At 73.6% G+C, this 18,943-nt stretch carries 16 protein-coding genes; 12 read left to right on the top strand and 4 right to left on the bottom strand.

Features of this window, described 5'->3' with window-relative positions; translation table 11 throughout:
• Positions 1-9 precede the first annotated feature (9 nt).
• The 6 genes from ald (at position 10) to scpB (ending at position 5,643) form a co-directional block, all read left to right on the top strand.
• The gene (ald, locus tag O2W20_RS10600; protein WP_269172664.1) at positions 10-1,125 is read left to right on the top strand and encodes an alanine dehydrogenase; all 1,116 of its coding nucleotides are present in this window, start codon (positions 10-12) and stop codon (positions 1,123-1,125) included.
• A complete protein-coding gene (gene xerD / locus O2W20_RS10595; RefSeq protein ID WP_269172665.1) occupies positions 1,104-2,087 on the top strand; it encodes a site-specific tyrosine recombinase XerD in 984 nt (327 codons plus the stop codon). Before ald ends, xerD begins: the two co-directional genes overlap by 22 nt.
• Before the next feature lie 241 nt (positions 2,088-2,328).
• Positions 2,329-3,252 (top strand): ParA family protein, encoded by a 924-nt coding sequence (locus O2W20_RS10590; RefSeq protein ID WP_269172666.1) that lies wholly within the window; start codon positions 2,329-2,331, stop codon positions 3,250-3,252.
• 41 nt (positions 3,253-3,293) lie between these two features.
• Positions 3,294-3,776, top strand: a complete 483-nt coding sequence (locus tag O2W20_RS10585) for a hypothetical protein (RefSeq protein WP_269172667.1) — start codon at positions 3,294-3,296, stop codon at positions 3,774-3,776.
• A gap of 110 nt (positions 3,777-3,886) precedes the next feature.
• Positions 3,887-4,723, top strand: a complete 837-nt coding sequence (locus tag O2W20_RS10580; protein WP_269172668.1) for a segregation and condensation protein A — start codon at positions 3,887-3,889, stop codon at positions 4,721-4,723.
• A complete protein-coding gene (scpB, locus tag O2W20_RS10575) occupies positions 4,720-5,643 on the top strand; it encodes an SMC-Scp complex subunit ScpB (RefSeq protein WP_269172669.1) in 924 nt (307 codons plus the stop codon). Before O2W20_RS10580 ends, scpB begins: the two co-directional genes overlap by 4 nt.
• A 4-nt stretch (positions 5,644-5,647) precedes the next feature.
• Here scpB and O2W20_RS10570 read toward each other — a convergent pair whose 3' ends face one another.
• A complete protein-coding gene (locus O2W20_RS10570) occupies positions 5,648-6,826 on the bottom strand; it encodes an LLM class flavin-dependent oxidoreductase (protein ID WP_269172670.1) in 1,179 nt (392 codons plus the stop codon).
• Between the two features lie 176 nt (positions 6,827-7,002).
• On the opposite strand from O2W20_RS10570, the gene O2W20_RS10565 reads away from it, so the two are divergent.
• A complete protein-coding gene (locus O2W20_RS10565; protein WP_269172671.1) occupies positions 7,003-7,845 on the top strand; it encodes a pseudouridine synthase in 843 nt (280 codons plus the stop codon).
• A gap of 65 nt (positions 7,846-7,910) precedes the next feature.
• On the opposite strand, the gene O2W20_RS10560 is transcribed toward O2W20_RS10565, so the two are convergent.
• The gene (locus O2W20_RS10560) at positions 7,911-10,292 is read right to left on the bottom strand and encodes a glycoside hydrolase family 3 N-terminal domain-containing protein (protein ID WP_269172672.1); all 2,382 of its coding nucleotides are present in this window, start codon (positions 10,290-10,292) and stop codon (positions 7,911-7,913) included.
• A gap of 104 nt (positions 10,293-10,396) precedes the next feature.
• A complete protein-coding gene (locus O2W20_RS10555; RefSeq protein WP_269172673.1) occupies positions 10,397-11,395 on the bottom strand; it encodes a LacI family DNA-binding transcriptional regulator in 999 nt (332 codons plus the stop codon).
• A 327-nt stretch (positions 11,396-11,722) separates the two neighbouring features.
• Here O2W20_RS10555 and O2W20_RS10550 point away from each other — a divergent pair, with 327 nt between their 5' ends.
• From O2W20_RS10550 to O2W20_RS10540, 3 genes are read left to right on the top strand one after another with little or no spacing between them, the layout of a single operon-like run.
• Positions 11,723-13,009, top strand: a complete 1,287-nt coding sequence (locus O2W20_RS10550; protein ID WP_269172674.1) for an ABC transporter substrate-binding protein — start codon at positions 11,723-11,725, stop codon at positions 13,007-13,009.
• Positions 13,010-13,052: 43 nt separating this feature from the next.
• On the top strand, positions 13,053-13,949 hold the full coding sequence (locus O2W20_RS10545; protein WP_269172675.1) for a carbohydrate ABC transporter permease: 897 nt from the start codon (positions 13,053-13,055) through the stop codon (positions 13,947-13,949).
• Positions 13,946-14,860 (top strand): carbohydrate ABC transporter permease, encoded by a 915-nt coding sequence (locus tag O2W20_RS10540; RefSeq protein ID WP_269172676.1) that lies wholly within the window; start codon positions 13,946-13,948, stop codon positions 14,858-14,860. The genes O2W20_RS10545 and O2W20_RS10540 overlap by 4 nt, the downstream gene beginning before the upstream one ends.
• Positions 14,861-14,891: 31 nt before the next feature.
• On the opposite strand, the gene O2W20_RS10535 is transcribed toward O2W20_RS10540, so the two are convergent.
• Entirely contained in the window at positions 14,892-16,097 is a 1,206-nt protein-coding gene (locus tag O2W20_RS10535; protein ID WP_269172677.1) for an ROK family transcriptional regulator, read from the bottom strand.
• Between the two features lie 125 nt (positions 16,098-16,222).
• On the opposite strand from O2W20_RS10535, the gene xylA reads away from it, so the two are divergent.
• Together xylA and xylB are read left to right on the top strand one after the other, a co-directional pair.
• Positions 16,223-17,413 carry a xylose isomerase gene (gene xylA / locus O2W20_RS10530; protein ID WP_269172678.1) on the top strand — a complete coding sequence of 397 codons (1,191 nt, stop codon included), beginning with the start codon at positions 16,223-16,225 and terminating at the stop codon, positions 17,411-17,413.
• Position 17,414: 1 nt separating this feature from the next.
• The gene (xylB, locus tag O2W20_RS10525; RefSeq protein ID WP_269172679.1) at positions 17,415-18,836 is read left to right on the top strand and encodes a xylulokinase; all 1,422 of its coding nucleotides are present in this window, start codon (positions 17,415-17,417) and stop codon (positions 18,834-18,836) included.
• The last annotated feature ends 107 nt before the right edge of the window (positions 18,837-18,943 follow it).

Here is an 18,943-nt window from a genome sequence, read left to right as displayed (position 1 = left end):
TCAGAGCAGATGCGGGTCGGAGTCGTCCGAGAGGTCAAGAACCACGAGTACCGGGTCGCGCTCACCCCCTCCGGGGTGACCGAACTGGTCGCCGCCGGGCACGAGGTGCTCGTGGAGGCCGACGCCGGGGTGGGCTCGTCGATCCCCGACGCCGACTTCGCCGCCGCCGGCGCGAAGATCCTGCCCACCGCCGACGACGTGTGGGCGGCTGCCGACCTGCTGCTGAAGGTCAAGGAGCCGATCGCCGAGGAGTTCGGCCGGATGCGCGCCGGCCAGACCCTCTTCACCTACCTGCACCTGGCCGCGTCGCGGGAGTGCACCGACGCGCTGCTGGCCGCCGGCACCACCGCGATCGCCTACGAGACGGTGCAGACCGACGGGGGAGCGCTGCCGCTGCTCGCCCCGATGTCGGAGGTCGCCGGCCGGATGGCGCCGCAGGTGGGCGCACACACGCTGGAGCGGGCCTCCGGCGGCCGCGGGATGCTGCTGGGCGGCGTCTCCGGCGTGCACGCAGCCAAGGTCGTCGTCCTGGGCGCCGGGGTGTCGGGGATGAACGCGGCCACCATCGCGCTGGGCATGCAGGCCCAGGTCACCGTGCTGGACCGGGACCTGGAGAAGCTGCGCGCCGCCGACCGGCTCTACCGCGGGCACCTGCAGACCGTCTCCTCCAACGCCCTGGAGGTCGAGCGGGCCGTGCTGGACGCCGACCTGGTGATCGGTGCCGTGCTGGTGCCCGGGGCCAAGGCGCCCACCCTGGTCAGCAACGAGCTGGTCTCCCGGATGAAACCGGGCTCGGTGCTGGTCGACATCGCCGTCGACCAGGGGGGCTGCTTCGAGGACACCCGGCCGACCACGCACGACGACCCGACGTTCGGGGTGCACGACTCGGTCTTCTACTGCGTCGCCAACATGCCCGGCGCGGTGCCGCACACCTCGACGTACGCGCTGACCAACGTCACGCTGCCCTACGTGCTGGCGCTGGCCGGTCAGGGGACGGCCGCAGCGCTGGCCGCCGACCCGGTGCTGGCCCGCGGGGCGAACGTCGCCGGCGGGCAGCTGGTGCACGCCGGCGTCGCCGATGCCCACGCCCTGCCCAGCGTGCCGTGGCAGGAGGTGCTGTCCTGACGGTCCTCACCAGTGCCGGGCCCGCCGTCGAGCGCACCATCACCGGCTACCTCGACCACCTGACCGTGGAGCGCGGGCTGGCCGCCAACACCATCGCCTCCTACCGCCGCGACCTGCGCCGGTACGCGGAGTTCCTCACCGCCGGCGGCGTCCGTGGGCTGGGCGAGGTGGGGGAGTCCGACGTCGCGGCGTTCCTGGTCGCCCTGCGCTCCGGGGACGACGACCACCCGCCGCTGTCGGCGACCTCGGCGGCCCGCGCGGTGGTCGCCGTCCGCGGGCTGCACCGGTTCGCCCTGCTCGACGGGCTGGTCAGCGACGACGTCGCCGCGGAGGTCCGGCCACCGGCCCCGGCCCGGCGGCTGCCCAAGGCGATCCCGGTGACCGACGTCGAGGCGCTGCTGAACGCGGCGGCGTCGGTGGAGGGGCCGCGGGGGCTGCGCGACCGGGCGCTGCTGGAGCTGCTGTACGGCACCGGCGCCCGGATCTCCGAGGCGGTCGGGCTGGCCGTCGACGACCTGGACCTGTCCGGCGACCCCAGCCGGGCGGCGGTGCGGCTGGCCGGCAAGGGCGGCAAGGAGCGCATCGTCCCGGTCGGCAGCTACGCGGTCACGGCGGTGCAGGACTACCTGGTCCGGGCCCGCCCGGCGCTGGCCGAGAAGGCCCGGTCCGGGGTCCGCGGGGGAGCGTTGTTCCTCAACGCCCGCGGCGGGCCGCTGTCCCGGCAGAGCGCCTGGTCGATCCTGCGGGACGCCGCCGAGCGGGCCGGCATCTCCGCCGAGCTCTCCCCGCACACGCTGCGGCACTCCTTCGCCACCCACCTGCTCGACGGTGGCGCCGACGTTCGCGTCGTGCAGGAGCTGCTCGGGCACGCCTCGGTGACGACGACGCAGGTCTACACGCTGGTCACCGTCGAACGGCTGCGCGAGGTCTACGCCACCAGCCACCCCCGCGCCCTGCGCTGACCCCCGCCCGCGGGCCGAGATCGGGCTGAGGGCTGCCTCGACACCGCGGAGGCAGCCCTCAGCCCGGGCTCGGCGGCGGATGTCGACATGTTGCTCCGGGGTGGTCACGGTCGGGCGCGGGGCTGCCGAGAAGAGCGGTGGGAGAACGGACCGGCGGCTTCCCCCTGCCGGCAGTGCGCGTTCCCCGCCGCGCCCCGACCGGGAGCCGCGGTCCGGACAGCCCAGGGAAGAGGCAGAAGCGATGTCGTCGAGACGAGCCGAGGCGGCGGCCTCCGCCGTCGCGCTCCCGCGCGGAGGGGCCCCGGCGGGCGACGCCGAGATGGGCGTCCCGACGAGCCGCGTCGACCCCGCGAAGGCCCGGCAGCGGAAGCTGCCCGACCCGAAGCCGATCACCTCCCACGGGCCGGCGCAGATCATCGCGATGTGCAACCAGAAGGGCGGGGTCGGCAAGACGACGTCGACCATCAACCTCGGTGCCGCACTCGTCGAGCAGGGCCGCCGCGTGCTGCTGGTCGACCTGGACCCGCAGGGCGCGCTGTCGGTGGGGCTCGGCGTCCCGGCGCAGGGGCTGGACCGCACCATCTACAACGCGCTGATGGAGCCGGCGACCACGCTGGCCGACGTCCGGGTGGCCACCGGCATCCCCGGGCTGGACCTGGTGCCCAGCAACATCGACCTGTCCGCCGCCGAGGTGCAGCTGGTCAGCGAGGTCGCCCGCGAGCAGACCCTGATGCGGGTGCTCGCCGCGGTGCGCGCCGACTACGACTACGTGCTCATCGACTGCCAGCCCTCCCTCGGGCTGCTGACGGTCAACGCGCTCACCGCCGCGACGGGCGTGATCATCCCGCTGGAGTGCGAGTTCTTCTCGCTCCGCGGGGTCGCGCTGCTCGTCGACACGATCGACAAGGTCAAGGAGCGGCTCAACCCGTCCCTGGAGATCTCCGGGATCCTCGCCACCATGTACGACACGCGGACCGTGCACTGCCGCGAGGTGTTCAGCCGGGTCGTCGAGGCCTTCGGCGACACCGTCTTCCAGACCGTCATCTCCCGCACGGTCCGCTTCCCGGAGACCACCGTCGCCGGGCAGCCGATCACCCAGTGGGCCCCCACCTCGTCGGGCGCTGCGGCGTACCGCGACCTGGCCAAGGAGGTGCTCGCCCTGTGACGCGTCGGCCTGTGCTCCCGGGTGCCTCGGAGCTGTTCCGGATGACCGACACGGCGCCGCAGCCGGCGCCGGTCACCGAGCTGTCGACCCTCGCCGCCGCCCAGTCCTCGCCCGCGCTGCGCTCCAACGGCCGGGCCGACGGCGACTCCCCGGCCACGGCGGTGGGCCCGGCGGAGGTCCCGCCGCTGGCGCTGGTGCCCGACGTGGCCGGTGGCGCACCGCGCATCGTCGTCGACGAGCTGGCCTCGCACCGCGCCACGATGCCGGCGCCCGCGCCCCTGCGGCCGCAGCAGACCCGGGCGCGCACCGAGAAGGGGCGCACCCGGCACGAGGAGAAGATCACCGTCTACTGCTCGGCCGACGAGCTGCTCGCCCTGGAGACCGCCCGGCTGACCCTGCGCGGCCAGCACGGCGTGGTCACCGACCGCGGCCGGATCGTCCGCGAGGCGATCGCCGTCCTGCTGGACGACCTCGAGGTACACGGCGAGAACTCCGTCCTCGTCCGCCGGCTGCGCAAGCACTGAGGAAGGACCCTCCTGCCCTCCACCACTCGCGAGCTCGCGGCCGGCCCCGGCAGGAGGGCCGGCTGGGTCTGGAGGCCTGCGGGCGCCCGGCGGGCTCCTAGGCTGGTCCGGTGACGACGGGGCAGGCGGACGGGCGGTTCACCGTCCGGCTGACCAACTTCGAGGGCCCGTTCGACCTGCTGCTGCAGCTGATCGGCAAGCACAAGCTCGACGTCACCGAGATCGCGCTCTCCACGGTCACCGACGAGTTCATCGCCCATCTGCGGGCCCTCGGGGACGAGCTGGACCTGGACCAGGCGAGTGAGTTCCTGGTCGTCGCCGCCACGCTCCTGGACCTGAAGGCCGCCCGGCTGCTGCCCGCCGCCGACGTGGAGGACGAGGACGACCTCGCCGTCCTGGAGGCCCGGGACCTGCTGTTCGCCCGGCTGCTGCAGTACCGCGCCTACAAGCGGGCGGCGGAGTTCCTCCGCGGCCGCGAGGCGGAGGCGGCCCGCCGCTTCCCCCGCAACGCGGACCTGGAGCAGCGGTTCGCCGACCTGTTGCCGGAGGTGCTGCTGGGCGTGACCCCCGAGCAGTTCGCGGCGATCGCGCACCAGGCGCTGGTGCCCAAGCCACCCCCGACGGTGAGCGTCTCCCACCTGCACGCCCCCGCGGTGAGCGTCACCGAGCAGCTGCTGCTGGTCCGCGGACGGATCGCCACCGCCGGGACGGCGACGTTCCGGGCGCTGAGCAGCGACTGCGCGCACACCATGGAGGTCGTCGCCCGGTTCTTGGCGCTGCTGGAGCTGTACCGCCAGCAGCTGGTCACCTTCGACCAGGTCGCGCCGCTGGGGGAGCTGCACGTGCGCTGGACCGGGCCGGCGCTGGTGGGCGGCCGGCTGCCCGACGAGATCGACGCGGACGCCATCGACGCGGACACGGCCGAGCACCTGGAGGAGTACGGATGAGCGACCAGCCGGACGACGGCCGGCCGGACGGCGTCGACCCCGACCGTGTCGAGGCGACGGAGCAGGCGGCGGCGCCGCCGTTCTCCTGGGACGCCGTCGCCGCCGAGCTCGCCGCGACTCTGGAGGAGCACGACGAGGAGGCCGTGGTCGCCGGCTGGGAGCAGGTGGCCGCCCAGCTGGCCGCCGACCTCGGTGCCCCGGCCGCGCCACCGCCCGGCGACGTCCCCGGCCGCGGGCCGGACGCGGCCCCGTTGGGCCGGGCACCGGCGGCGCCCCCGGTCCAGCTGGAGGAGGTCCCTGAGCGGGAGGCCCCGGTCGAGGAGTCGGTGACCGCGGGTCCGGTCACCGACGAGCCGATGGCCGAGGAGCTGGAGCCGGCGGCGGTGCGGGGCGGGCTGGAGGCCCTGCTGTTCGTCATCGACTCCCCGATCGACGAGGCCTCGCTGGCCGCGGCGCTGCGCTGCCCGGTCGCCCGGGTCCGGGCGGAGCTGACGGCACTGGCCGCCGACTACGACGGCCGGCGGGCCGGCATCACCCTGCGCCGGGTGGGGGAGGGGTGGCGCCTCTACACCCGGGAGGAGCACGCACCGGTCGTGGAGCGGCACCTGCTGGAGGGGCAGCGCAGCCGACTCACCCAGGCCGCGCTGGAGACCCTCGCTGTCATCGCCTACCGGCAGCCGGTGACCCGGGCCCGGGTGTCGGCGATCCGCGGGGTTGGGGTGGACGCCGTCGTCCGCACGCTGGTCTCCCGCGGGCTCATCCGCGAGGCCGGCTCCGACCCGGACACCGGAGGAGGCCTGTACGTGACGACGCCGCTGTTCCTCGAGCGGCTGGGGCTCACCGGGCTGGACGAGCTCCCCGAGCTCGCCCCGCTGCTGCCCGACACCGCCTCCGTGCTGGACGAGCACCCCGACTCCTGAACGGTCAGCTCGCGCCGGCCTTCTCCTGCTCGTACCGCTCGGTCATGGTGGCCACCGCCTGCATCTGGGCCGCCGCGTAGTCCTCGCGCTTGCCGGTGGCGCGGGCCTTGGCGTCGAGCGTCTGCTGGGCGTGCGAGATCGTGCCGCCCTGGAAGTGCGGCATGACGTGCTGGGCGATGAGCTCCCACGAGCGCTTGGTCGCCTCCGGGTTCGCCCACTCGTGGCCGAGCAGCAGCATGCAGCCGAAGCCGCCGGACTGGTCCCACAGCCGCTGCACCTGGGCCCGGGCGTCCTCGACGGTGCCGATGGCGCCGATGCCGGCCTCGTTGATGAAGTCGATCATCTCCTTGGCGTCACCGCCCTCGACCGCCATCTGCGGGAAGGCGGCGGTCTTCTGGAAGTAGCGGAACCAGGTCTCGATGCCGAACTGGACGTCGCGGTAGGCCTGCTCGCGGGTCTCGGCGATGTGCATCAGCCCGACGAGCCGCCAGTCCTGCCGGGACGCCGTCTGCCCGTGCGCCGCGGCCCGCTCCTCCACGACGCTCCAGTGGTGGGCGAGGGCGTCGAACCCGTCCTTGGACAGGGTGGCGCCGATGGAGAGCAGCCCGATGCCGTGCCGGCCGGCCATCCGCGGCCCGGTGGGCGAGGCGACGGCGGCGACGGCGATGTCGAAGCACGGCTGGGTGTACGGGCGCAGGTGCAGCCGGGCTTCGACCAGGTCGTGGGTCCGGGTCTTCGCCGTGACGGTCTCGCCGTGGAGCAGCCGCATGATGATGTCGAGGTCGACCTCCATCAGCTCACGGGTGTCGGTGGGGTTCAGCCCCAGCATCATCGAGTCGGTGGGCAGCGAGCCCGGCCCGCAGCCGAGCATCGCGCGGCCCCGGGTGAGGTGGTCGAGCAGCACCATCCGCTCGGCCACCCACAGCGGGTTGTGGTACGCGATCGAGGTCACGCCCGTGCCCAGCTTGATGTGCCGGGTGCGCTCGGCCGCCGCGGCGATGAAGATCTCCGGCGAGGCGATGATCTCGGTGCCGGCGGAGTGGTGTTCGCCGATCCAGGCCTCGTCGTAACCGCACCGGTCCAGGTGCTCGATGAGTTCCAGGTCGCGCTGGAGGGCCAGCGTCGGGTTCTCCCCTGCCGGGTGGAACGGGGCCAGGAACGTGCCGAACCGCATGCGGTCCATGGGATCCTCCTCGACGGGCGGCTGACGTGAGCCTGCTCACACTGATCGGCAGTCTGCTGCCCACCGCGGATGCTGTCGAGGGCCTGGCCGCCTCCGCCGACCTGTTCGGCGGCGCTCGGGGTCCGCCCGACCGCAGGTGGCGACCGGTGCTGCCCGGAGGTGGGAGACTGGTGGGGATGGACACGACTGCAGACGACAGGCCCACCACCTCCGGCGGCGAGGGCTGGTCCGAGGACATGGAGCTCGCCCCGGCGCACCCCCGGGACGCCGAGCCCACCGAGCCCGACGACGACGCCCCCGGCGAACGACTGCAGAAGGTCCTCGCCCGGGCCGGCGTCGGCTCCCGCCGGGTGTGCGAGGACATGATCGACCAGGGCCGGATCTCGGTGGACGGCCAGGTCGTCCGGGTCCAGGGCAAGCGGGTCGACCCGGACACCGTCGTCATCGCCGTCGACGGCCGGCGGATCGACATCCGCAACGACAAGGTCACCTACGCGATGAACAAGCCCTTCGGCGTCATCACGTCGATGAGCGACGACCGCGGGCGGCCCACCGTCGGCGACATGATGGGCGACCTGGCCACCGGGCTCGTGCACGTCGGCCGGCTGGACCAGGACACCGAGGGCCTGCTGCTGCTCACCACCGACGGCGAGCTGGCCCACCGGCTGGCGCACCCCTCCTACGAGGTGAAGAAGACCTACCTCGCGCAGGTCAGCGGCTCGGTGTCGCGGGACGTGACCCGCCGGCTGCGCAAGGGCGTGGAGCTGGAGGACGGCCCCGTCGTCGTCGACTCCTTCCAGGTCGTGGACACCCACGCCGGCCAGTCGGTGGTCGAGGTCGTGCTGCACGAGGGTCGCAAGCACGTCGTGCGCCGGCTGCTCGACGAGGTCGGGCTGCCGGTCAACCGGCTCACCCGCACCGCCATCGGCCCGATCGAGCTGGCCCGGATGCGCAGCGGCACGATCCGCAAGCTCACCCGCACCGAGGTCGGCGCCCTGCACGAGCTCGTCGGCCTCTGAGCGAGGGCACCTGACGCCAGCGGCCGCCGACCCCCTCGGGTCGGCGGCCGCTGTGGTACCGGCGGCTACAGCTGGGTGACCTCCACCGGGGTGCTCAGCACCCGGTCGGCGCCGACGACCCGGTCGGGCCCGGTGAGGTGCAGCTCGGCCGCCAGGCGCAGGTCCTCGCTGGAGGCGCCCAGCTGCAGGACGACGTCGCCGCCCTCCACGACCCGGCGCAGGTCGCGGCCGGTGAAGGACGCCCGGTCGGCGTGCACGGTGAAGGTCACCCGCGCAGCCGCACCGGCCGCCAGCTCGACCCGGGCGAAGCCGACCAGCTGCCGCACCGGCCGGGTGACCGAGGCCACCGGGTCGTGCAGGTACAGCTGGACGACGTCGGCGCCGGCCCGCTCGCCGGTGTTGCGCACCGTGCACGAGACGGTGACCTCACCGTCGGTCGGCCACGCCGCGGGCGCCTCCCCGGGGGCGGTGCCGTCCACCTCCAGCTGCGACCAGTCGAAGCTGGTGTAGGACAGCCCGTGCCCGAACGGGAAGCACGGCGTCGGGTCCGCGGCGCTGATGCCGCTCTTCGCGCCCAGGGCCGCGTGCAGGTAGGTCGCCGGTGACCCGCCGGGGGTGCGCGGGACCTGGACCGGCAGCCGGCCGGAGGGGTTGACCCGCCCGCTGAGCACGCCGGCGACCGCGCCGGCCCCCTCCTCGCCGGGGAAGAACGCCTGCACGATCGCGGCGGCCCGGTCGACGACGTCGCCCAGCGCGTACGGGCGCCCGGTCAGCAGCACGACCACGACCGGGGTACCGGTGTCGAGCAGGGCCTGCAGCAGCTGGGCCTGGGAGCCGGGCAGCTGCAGGTCGTCGGCGTCGCAGCCCTCACCGGAGGTGCCGCGGCCGAACAGGCCGGCCCGGTCCCCGAGCACCGCGAGGCAGACGTCGGCGCCCTGCGCCGCGCGCACGGCCTCGGCGATGCCGCTGGTGTCCGGCTCCTGCACCGGGCAGCCGAGCGCGGTGGTCACCTCGGCGGCGGGGAACTCGGCCCGGACCTGGTCCAGCAGGGTCGGCAGGTCGATGCCCAGCGGCATGTCCGGGTGGGCGACCCCGACGTGGTTGGGGAAGGCGTAGCAGCCCATCAGCGCCAGCACGTCGTCGGCGCACGGGCCGACCACGGCCACCGACGCCGGGCTCTGCAGCGGCAGGACCTGCGCCCGGTCGGCCAGCAGGACGACGGAGCGCTCGGCCAGCGTGCGGGCGAGGGCGCGCATGTGCGGCGGGTCGAAGTCGATCTGGCCGCCGTCCCGCAGCGCCGACGGCTCGGGGTCCCAGCCGGCGTCCAGCAGGCCCAGCTGGCCCTTCTGCAGCAGCACCCGCTCCAGCGCTCGGTCGATGACCTCCATCGACAGCGCCCCGGAGCGGACCAGGTCCAGCAGCGGCTCGCCGTAGCAACGGACCGTCGGCAGCTCCACGTCGATGCCGGCGGTGAGCGCGAGCGCCGCAGCCTCGGCGGGGGAGCCGGCGACGCCCTGGGTGGTCTCCAGCATGGAGACGGCGAAGTAGTCGGCGACGACCACGCCGTCGAAGCCGAGCTCGCCGCGCAGCAGGTCGGTGAGCAGGGCCGGGTCCGCGCCGGCGGGCACGCCGTCGACGGCGGCGTAGGAGTTCATCACCGAGCGCGCACCCCCCTCGCGCAGCGCCATCTCGAACGGCGGGAGGACGACGTCGGCGAACTCCCGCGGCCCCATCCGCACCGGGGCGTGGTTGCGCCCGGCGCCGGAGGCCGAGTAGCCGGCGAAGTGCTTCAGGGTGGCGACGATGCCGGTGCTCTCCAGCCCGCGGGTGTAGGCCGAGCCGAGCACCGCGACCAGGTACGGGTCCTCACCGATGGTCTCCTCGGTGCGGCCCCAGCGGTGGTCGAAGCTGACGTCCAGGACGGGGGAGAGGCCCTGGTGGACCCCCACCGAGCGCATCAGGGCGCCGATCCCGGCGGACATCGCCTCCACCGTGTCGGCGTCGAAGGAGGCGCCCCAGGCCAGCGGGGTCGGGAAGACGGTGGCCCCCCAGGCGGTGAAGCCGGTCAGGCACTCCTCGTGGGCGATCGCCGGGATGCCCAGCCGCGAGCCGTCGACGATGCCGCGCTGGGTCTGGGCGAGGACCTTGGCGCCGACCGCCGGCTCGACGGGGCCGGTGCCGAACACCCGGGTGAGCTGGCCGAGCCCGGGCCGGGTGAGCTCCTCCCAGGGCGGGAGCGGCTCGGAGAACTCGTGCTGGTTGGGCGCCACCTCCTCGCCGTCGGAGATCGCCGTCCAGACGCCGTACAGCTGGGCGACCTTCTCCTCCAGGGTCATCTCGGCCATCAGGTCGCGGACCCGGGCCGGCAGGGGGCGGCACGGGTCCTGCCAGACGGCAGGGGCGGACGCCGCCGGGTCACGGGCAGGCAGGGACTGGGGCTCGATCACGAGACGGGCTCCTGGGGTCGGTTCGGCGCGCCGGCGGCGGCGCGGGGGTCGGGCGCGGTGGGTCGGGCAGCGGGCGGGGGTGCGGCGGTGCCCGGCAGACAGGGTCAGCGGCGGGGCGCGGCGGTGGAGGCGCGGGTGACCAGCAGGGTGGCCAGTTCCACGCGCTGGCTCGACAGCTGCCTGCCGTCGATCAGCTCGTGCAGCATGCGACCGGCCAGCCGCCCCATGTCGGCCAGCGGCTGGCAGACGGTGGTCAGGGGCGGGGAGGACCAGCGGGCCATCGGCAGGTCGTCGAAGCCGACCACGCTCAGGTCCTCGGGGACCGAGAGCCCGGCCTGGCGGGCGGCCTCCATCACCCCGAAGGCCTGCTCGTCGCTGCCGGCGAAGACCGCGGTCGGCGGCTCCGGCAGCGCGAGCAGTGCGCGGGTCTGGTCGTAGCCGCCCTGGTGGCGGAAGGTGCCGTGGCGGACCAGGTCCGGGTCGACGGCGATGCCGGCTCGCTCCAGGGCGGCCCGGTAGCCGTCGATCCGGGCCCGGCTGCACAGGTAGTCCTGCGGACCGCCGATGACCGCGATCCGCCGGTGCCCCAGCTCGACCAGGTGCTCGGTGGCGGCGAGCCCGCCGGCCCAGTTGGTGGCGCCGACGCTGGGCACGTCCTGTCCGGGCATGTCGACCGGGTCGATGACGACCACCGGGAGCTTGGAACGACCCAGCCGGCGCTGGTCGGTGGCGGTGAGCCGGGAGGTGACCACGAGGGCACCCCGTCGGCCACCGGCGATGAGGGCCCCGACCCAGTCGCTGTCGGAGGAGCGCGACTGGGAGGAGAGCACGACCTCCAGCCCGCTCTCGGTCACCCCGCGCAGGATCTCCACGGCCCAGGGGCTGTCCAGGGCGGTGAAGACGACGTCGACCAGGAGGTCCTCGGGCGACTTGCGGCTCACCGGCACGTACTTGTGCTCCTCCAGCAGCTGCTGGACGTGCGCCCGGGTGGCCGGCGCCACGTCGGTCTTGCCGTTGACCACCTTGGACACGGTGGGCAGGGAGACGCCGGCCGCCGCGGCGATGCTCGCCAACGTCGGTCGGCCCAGCTGTTGCGATGCCACTCTCGGCCCTCCCGGTCCTCGTTCGGTGCCGGAGCGACCCCACGGGAGCCTGGCCACCTCGCGGCAGCGGTCAGGCCGGCGTCGCTGTCGGCGTGACCGGACGTTATCGAAACTTTCGGAGATTGCATAGTCACCAGGCGTTGCGCCAGGCGGCCAGTTCACCCGCCGATAACGGTGCGGCAACGGCTCGTGCAACGGCCAGTGGGGGCGTTGACACCCGCCGGTGACGTGGCTTACGTTCTCGCAACTGCCCGAAACTTTCGGTTTTCAACGACGAAACAGGAAAGGTGGCGTGGGATGACTTCCCAGCGTCTGACCCGTGTTGGCGTGTCCGCCAGCACCCTCGTCCTGCTTGCCTCGGTCGCTGCGTGTGGGTCCTCGGGCCCCAGCGGCAGCGGTGGCGGCGGTGGGGGTGAGGGCGGCACCGGACAGGTGTGGGCCCTCCAGGACACGACCCTCAACCCCATCGAGGAAGCCTCGATCGAGCGCTTCAACGAGCAGTCGGAGGCCGGCGACTTCGAGCTGGCGACCTTCGGCAACGACCCGTACAAGCAGCGGCTGCGCACCGCGATCGGCTCCCCGCAGGCTCCCGACCTCTTCTTCAACTGGGGCGGCGGCAACCTCAAGGAGTACGTCGACGCCGGCACGGTCGAGGACCTGACCCCGCTGCTGGACGAGAACCCCGAGCTGCGGGACGCGTTCCTGCCCAGCGTCCTCGCCGGTGCGGAGCTGGACGGCAAGAACTACGGCCTGCCGATGCGCGGCATGCAGCCGGTCGTCCTCTTCTACAACAAGTCGGTGCTCGACGCCGCCGGCGTCGAGGTCCCCGAGACCTGGGACGACCTGCTCGCCGCGGTCGACCAGCTCAAGGCCGCCAACGTCACCCCGATCGCCCTCGCCGGCAACCAGGCGTGGACCGAGCTGATGTGGGCCGAGTACCTGCTCGACCGCGTCGGTGGCCCGCAGGTCTTCCAGAACATCCGCGACGGCGTGGAGGGCGACTGGAGCCAGCCCGAGGTGCTCGAGGCGATGACCATGCTCAAGGAGCTCATCGACCGCGGCGGCTTCGGCACCGAGTTCGCCTCCGTCGGCTACGACGTCGGTGGCGCCTCGACGATCCTCGCCCAGGGCGACGCCGGCTTCCACCTGATGGGCTCCTGGGAGTTCGTCAACCAGCTCGGCCAGAGCCCGGACTTCGTCGAGGCCGGCGACCTCGGCTGGGCGCCCTTCCCGGCCGTGACCGGTGGCGAGGGTGACCCGTCCAACCTCGTGGGCAACGTGTCGAACTTCTACTCGCTGACCGCCGACTCCGAGAACAAGGAGGCGGCGGAGGAGTTCCTCTCCACCGCGCTGACCGACGAGACCTACATCGACGACCTCATCGCCGCCGGTGACGTCCCGCCGGTGACCGGCGTGCGGGAGAAGCTCGAGGAGGCCGAGAACTCCGAGTACACCACCTTCATCTACGACCAGACGGTGGACGCGGAGAACTTCCAGCTCTCCTGGGACCAGGACCTGCAGGCCGACGAGGCGACCGAGATGCTCGAGCAGCTCTCGCTGTTCTTCCTCGGCGAGCAGACCCCGCAGGGCTTCGTCGACGCCCTGTCCGACTGAGCCGAGCCGGCTGAGTCAGCACCGCAACGAGGACGAGAAGGTCATGAGCTCACGAGGGTCATCAACGCAGACGGGGCAGCAGCGCCCGTCCGCGTGGTACGCGGCACCGGCAGTCCTGTTCTTCGGGCTGTTCGCAGTGGTGCCGATGCTGCTGGTCGTCTACCTCAGCTTCACCGACTGGGACGGCTTCGGGTTCCCGCAGCCGTCCGGGGCGGGCAACTGGAGCCGCCTGGCCGGAGACGGTGAGGCGCGTGACGCCCTGGTGCTCACCCTCGTGTTCATGGTCCTGTCCTGGCTGGTCCAGACCCCGGTCGCACTGCTGATCGGGGTCTGGGCCGCCGGCCGGCAGCGCAACCGGGCGATCCTGAGCTCGCTGTTCTTCCTGCCGCTGCTGCTGTCCACCGCGGCCATCGCGCTGCTGTGGCGCTCGGTGCTCGACCCGAACTTCGGGGTCACCCAGTCGCTGCCCTTCCTGGGCCAGTTCAACTTCCTGGGCGACACCAGCATCGTCATCTACACGGTGATCTTCGTGATCACCTGGCAGTACGTGCCGTTCCACACGCTGCTCTACCAAGCCGCGGCACGGACCATCCCGGCCAGCCTGTACGAGGCGGCCACGATCGACGGCGCCGGTCGGTACAAGCAGTTCTTCCAGATCACCGTGCCGCTGCTGCGGTACACGATCATCACCTCGACGGTGCTGATGGTGGTCGGGTCCTTCACGACGTTCGACACCGTGCTGATCCTCACCGGCGGTGGGCCCGGGACGACGACCCGCATCGCGCCCCTGTACATGTACATCACCGGCTTCAGCGCCTTCGAGTTCGGCTACGCCAGCGCCATCGCGGTGCTGCTGCTCGCGCTCGGTGCCGGCCTGTCGCTCCTGGTCACCAAGGCCACCGGCTTCCGCGACATGAACAGCCAGCAGGAAGGGGCGTGACCGTGGCGCAGACCGCGACTCTCCCGGAGGCCCCCACCGGTGCCACCGCCGCACCACCGGTCCGCCGTCGTCGGGGCGGCAGCACCAGTGGACGGCGGGAGCGGCCGAACTGGCTGGCCGGCGTCCTGGCCACCTGCTGGCTGGTCATCGTCGCCGTCCCGCTGTACTACCTGGTCGCGGCGAGCTTCCGGACCCGGCAGGACTACCTGTCGACCAGCCCGCTGAAGCCGCCGACGGACCCGACGATCGACAACTACGTGACCGTCTTCGAGGGCGGTTTCCTCACGTACCTGACCAACAACGTGATCGTCACCGTCGCCACCGTCGCCATCGTGGTCGCGGTGACCGTGCCGGCGGCCTACGCGGTCGCCCGCAACGCCGGTCCGCTGGTGCAGCGGTTCTTCTCGATCATGCTGATCGGGCTGGCCATCCCGGCGCAGGCGACGATCATCCCGGTCTACCTGCTGATCACCCAGCTGCGGCTGTACGACACCCTGCTGGCGATCATCCTGCCCACGGCCGCGTTCGCGCTGCCGGTGGCGCTGCTGGTGATGACCAACAGCCTGCGGGACATCCCCAAGGAGCTGTACGAGGCGCAGACCCTCGACGGCGCCGGCCCGTTCGGCGTCCTGCGCAACCTGGTGCTGCCGCTGGCGAAGCCGGCGATCACGACCATCTCGGTGTTCACCGCGCTGAACGCCTGGAACGGGTTCCTCTTCCCGCTGGTGCTGACCCAGTCCGAGAGCACCCGGGTGCTCACCCTCGGTCTCTGGGACTTCCAGGGCCAGTTCGGGACGAACGTCCCGGGTCTGCTCGCGGCGGTCACGCTGTCGGTCGTCCCGATCTTCGTGCTCTACCTGGTCGGTCGCCGGTACCTGCTCAGCGGGCTCACCGCCGGCTTCGGGAAGTAGCGGACCGGTCGTGCGCCAGCTCCCCGGGCGATCAGCCCAACCGGTCCGCCGGGTCGGCCAGGACGCCGCCCAGGGCCCGCAGCGCCGCTCCGGTCGCCCCGGCGGCCAGCGGGCCGCCGGGGCTCAGGATCCGGGGCCGGCGCCAGCGGGCGGAGAGCACCCGGCCGGCCAGGTGTCCCTCCAGCGCGGGGCGCAGCAGGTCGGCCAGCTCGGCCAGGTGCCCGCCCAGGACGACGGTCGGGATGCCGACCACGTTGACGACGCCGGCCAGGGCCACGCCGAGGGCCCAGGCGCCGGTCTCGAGGGCGGCCGTGGCGGCCGGGTCGGCGTCGCGGACGAGTCGGGCCAGGTCGCCGGGGGAGGCGTCCAGCGGCAGCCCGGCGGCGCGCAGCAGCGCGTGGCGGCCGGCGTAGAGCTCCAGGCACCCGGTGGAGCCGCAGCTGCAGGCCGGTCCGTCCGGCCGGACGCACACGTGGCCCACCTCGCCGGCCCAGCCGGAGCTGCCGGTGACCACCCGGCCGTCGAGCACGATGGCGCCGCCGATGCCGATCTGGCCGGACAGGTAGAGGAAGTCCCGGTGCGGCCCGGCCCGGCCGGGCGCCTCCTGGGCGACCGTGCGTGCCGCGAGGTCGGCCTCGTTGCCGAGGTCGAGCGCGAGGCCCGGCGGCACCACGCGGCGGAGCAGGTCGGCGGTGGGGAGGTCGGACCAGCCGAGGTTGGGGGCGCGCAGCAGGACGCCGGCCCGCTCGTCCACCACCCCGGGCAGCGCCAGGCCGCCGCCGACCAGCTGCAGCCCGGCGGGCAGGCCGGCCAGCAGTCCGCTGGTCAGCCCGCCCAGCCGGGCGAAGGTGGCGGCGGGTTCGCTGCCGCGCAGATCGGCCTGCTCGACGCGCTCGGCCACCACTCGGCCGCGCAGGTCGAGCACCCGCGCCGCCAGCAGACCGGCGTCCACCTGCAGCCCGAGGGCGGCGAACCGCGCGCCGGGCAGCAGCGGCGTCGCCGGCCGGCCGCGCCGGGGGAGCGGGTCGCGCTCACCCTCGTCGAGCAGTCCGCCGGCGAGCAGCTCGTCCACCAGGCGGGCGGCCGTGGCCCGGGTCATCCCGGTCGCCGCGGCGACGTCCGACCGCGACAGCGGGCCGGCCGACGCGCACACCGTGCGCAGCACCAGGCCCAGGTTCGTGGTGCGCAGGGTCGACTGCCGGGCCCCGCTCGGCACGTCGGCCAGTCGCTGCGTCACCGGTTGAGGTTAGCCAACTCCTGCCTTATGTTTCGAGGCGAAACAAAAGATCGTCACCCGCAGGGACCGGGTACCCCGGTGTCGCCCTGCACCCGCCCGCGCCACCCAGCGAGAGGAACACCCCGATGAGCACGCTGAAGCCGACCCCCGAGGACAAGTTCACCTTCGGTCTCTGGACCGTCGGCTGGCCGGCCGCCGACCCGTTCGGCACCGCGACCCGCGCGCCGGTGGACGTCGTCGAGTCGGTGCACCGGCTCGCCGAGATGGGCGCCTACGGCGTCACCTTCCACGACGACGACGTGATCCCCTTCGGCAGCGACACCAGCGCCCGCGACGCGCACATCAAGCGCTTCCGTGCCGCGATCGACGAGACCGGCCTGGTCGTGCCGATGGTGACGACCAACCTGTTCACCCACCCGGTGTTCAAGGAGGGCGGGCTCACCGCCAACGACCGCGAGGTGCGTCGCTACGCGATGCGCAAGGTCATGCGGAACATGGACCTGGCCGCCGAGCTGGGGGCGCAGACCTACGTGCTGTGGGGCGGCCGTGAGGGCGCCGAGGTCGACATGGCCAAGGACCTGATCGCCGCGCTGGACCGCTACGCCGAGTCGATCGACACCCTGGCGGCCTACTCCGAGGCCCGCGGCTACGGCCTGAAGTTCGCCCTGGAGCCGAAGCCGAACGAGCCCCGCGGCGACATCTTCCTGCCCACGATCGGGCACGCGCTGGGCTTCATCGCCAAGCTCGAGCACTCGCACCTGGTCGGGCTCAACCCGGAGACCGGGCACGAGCAGATGGCGAACCTGAACTTCACCCACGGCATCGCCGAGGCGCTGTGGGCCGGCAAGCTCTTCCACATCGACCTCAACGGCCAGCACGGCCCCAAGTTCGACCAGGACCTGGTCTTCGGGCACGGCGACCTGCTGCAGGCCTTCTCCACCGTCGACCTGCTGGAGAACGGCGGCGCCGACGGGGCCCCGGCCTACACCGGCCCGCGGCACTTCGACTACAAGCCGCTGCGCACCGAGGACATGGACGGCGTGTGGCGCTCGGCCGCGGCCAACATCCGCACCTACCTGCTGCTCAAGGAGCGCGCGGCGGCGTTCCGGGCCGACCCCGAGGTGCAGGAGGCCCTGGCCGCTGCGCGCGTGCCCGAGCTGCGTCAGCCCACCCTCGCCGCGGGCGAGACCTTCGAGGACCTGCTCGCCGACCGTTCGGCGTTCGAGGACTTCGACGCCGACGCCGTGGCCAAGCGCGGCGCCGGTGTCGTCCGGGTCGACCAGCTGATGATCGAGCACCTGCTCGGCGCCCGCTGACATGACGCTGGTGGCCGGGGTCGACTCGTCGACCCAGTCGTGCAAGGTCGTGGTGCGGGACGCCGAGAGCGGTCGCCTGGTCCGGGAGGGCCGGGCGTCGCACCCCGACGGCACCGAGGTCGACCCGGCCGCCTGGTCGGCGGCGCTGCGGACGGCGATCGAGGAGGCCGGTGGCCTCGCCGACGTCGCCGCGGTCGCCGTCGGCGGGCAGCAGCACGGGATGGTGTGCCTGGACTCCGACGGGGAGGTGGTCCGCCCGGCGCTGCTGTGGAACGACACCCGTTCCGCACAGGCGGCCACCGACCTCACCGCCGAGCTCGGCGGCGGGCAGGCCTGGGCCGACGCCGTCGGCCTGGTGCCGGTCGCGTCGTTCACCGTGACCAAGCTGCGCTGGCTGGCCGAGCACGAGCCGGAGAACGCGGCCCGGACGGCGGCGGTCTGTCTCCCGCACGACTGGCTCACCTGGCAGCTGTCCGGCGGTGACCAGGGGCTCGACGGCCTGGTCACCGACCGGGGGGACGCGAGCGGCACCGGCTACTGGTCACCGGCCGAGGAGTCCTACCGGCTCGACCTGCTGGAGCGGGCCTTCGGTCACACCCCGGTGCTGCCACGGGTGCTGGGACCGGCCGAGCGGGCCGGCACCGTGGCCGGCGGCGCCCTCGGTGCCGCCGGTGGTGCGCTCCTCGGCCCGGGCACCGGCGACAACGCCGCCGCCGCGCTGGGCATCAGCGCCGAGCCCGGCGACGTCGTCCTCTCCATCGGCACCTCCGGGGTGGTGTCGACGGTCTCCAGCACGCCCAGCGCCGACCCGACGGGCACCGTCGCCGGCTTCGCCGACGCCACCGGCAACTTCCTGCCGCTGGTGGTCACCCTGAACGCCGCACGGGTGCTCGACGCCACGGCGCGGCTGCTCGGGGTCGACCACGAGGAGCTGTCCCGGCTGGCGCTCACCGCGCCCGCCGGCTCCGGTGGGCTCGTGGTCGTGCCCTACCTGGAGGGCGAGCGGACCCCGGACCGGCCGCACTCGACCGGGGCGGTGCACGGGCTGACCCTGTCCACGGCCGACCCGGCGCACCTGGCCCGGGCGGCGATCGAGGGGCTGCTCTGCGGGCTGGCCGACGGGCTGGAGGCGATCGCCGCGCTGGGCAACCCGGTCCGGCGGGTGTTCCTCGTCGGCGGTGGCGCCCGCTCGGAGGCGGTGCGCCGGCTGGCGCCGGCCGTCCTCGGTGTGCCGGTGCTCGTCCCGCCGCCGGGGGAGTACGTCGCTGACGGCGCCGCCCGCCAGGCGGCCTGGGTCCTGGCCGGCGGCAGCACGCCGCCGGTGTGGCCGGCCACCAGCACCGAGGTGTTCGAGGCCGACCCCGTCCCGTTCGTCCGGGAGCGCTACGCCGAGGTGCGGGACATGACCGCCCCACGGTCATGACCCGCAGCAGGTAGCACGCTCGCGAGACCGCACGATCAGCACAGCATCACCGTGACCCCACCCACTCGGATCGTCCGGCACGTTCCTGCCGGTAGGAGGACCACACC

Origin of the sequence: Modestobacter sp. VKM Ac-2982, assembly GCF_026967935.1 — a bacterium.
GTDB lineage: Bacteria > Actinomycetota > Actinomycetes > Mycobacteriales > Geodermatophilaceae > Modestobacter.
This window is presented reverse-complemented; position numbering and strand designations above follow the sequence as displayed.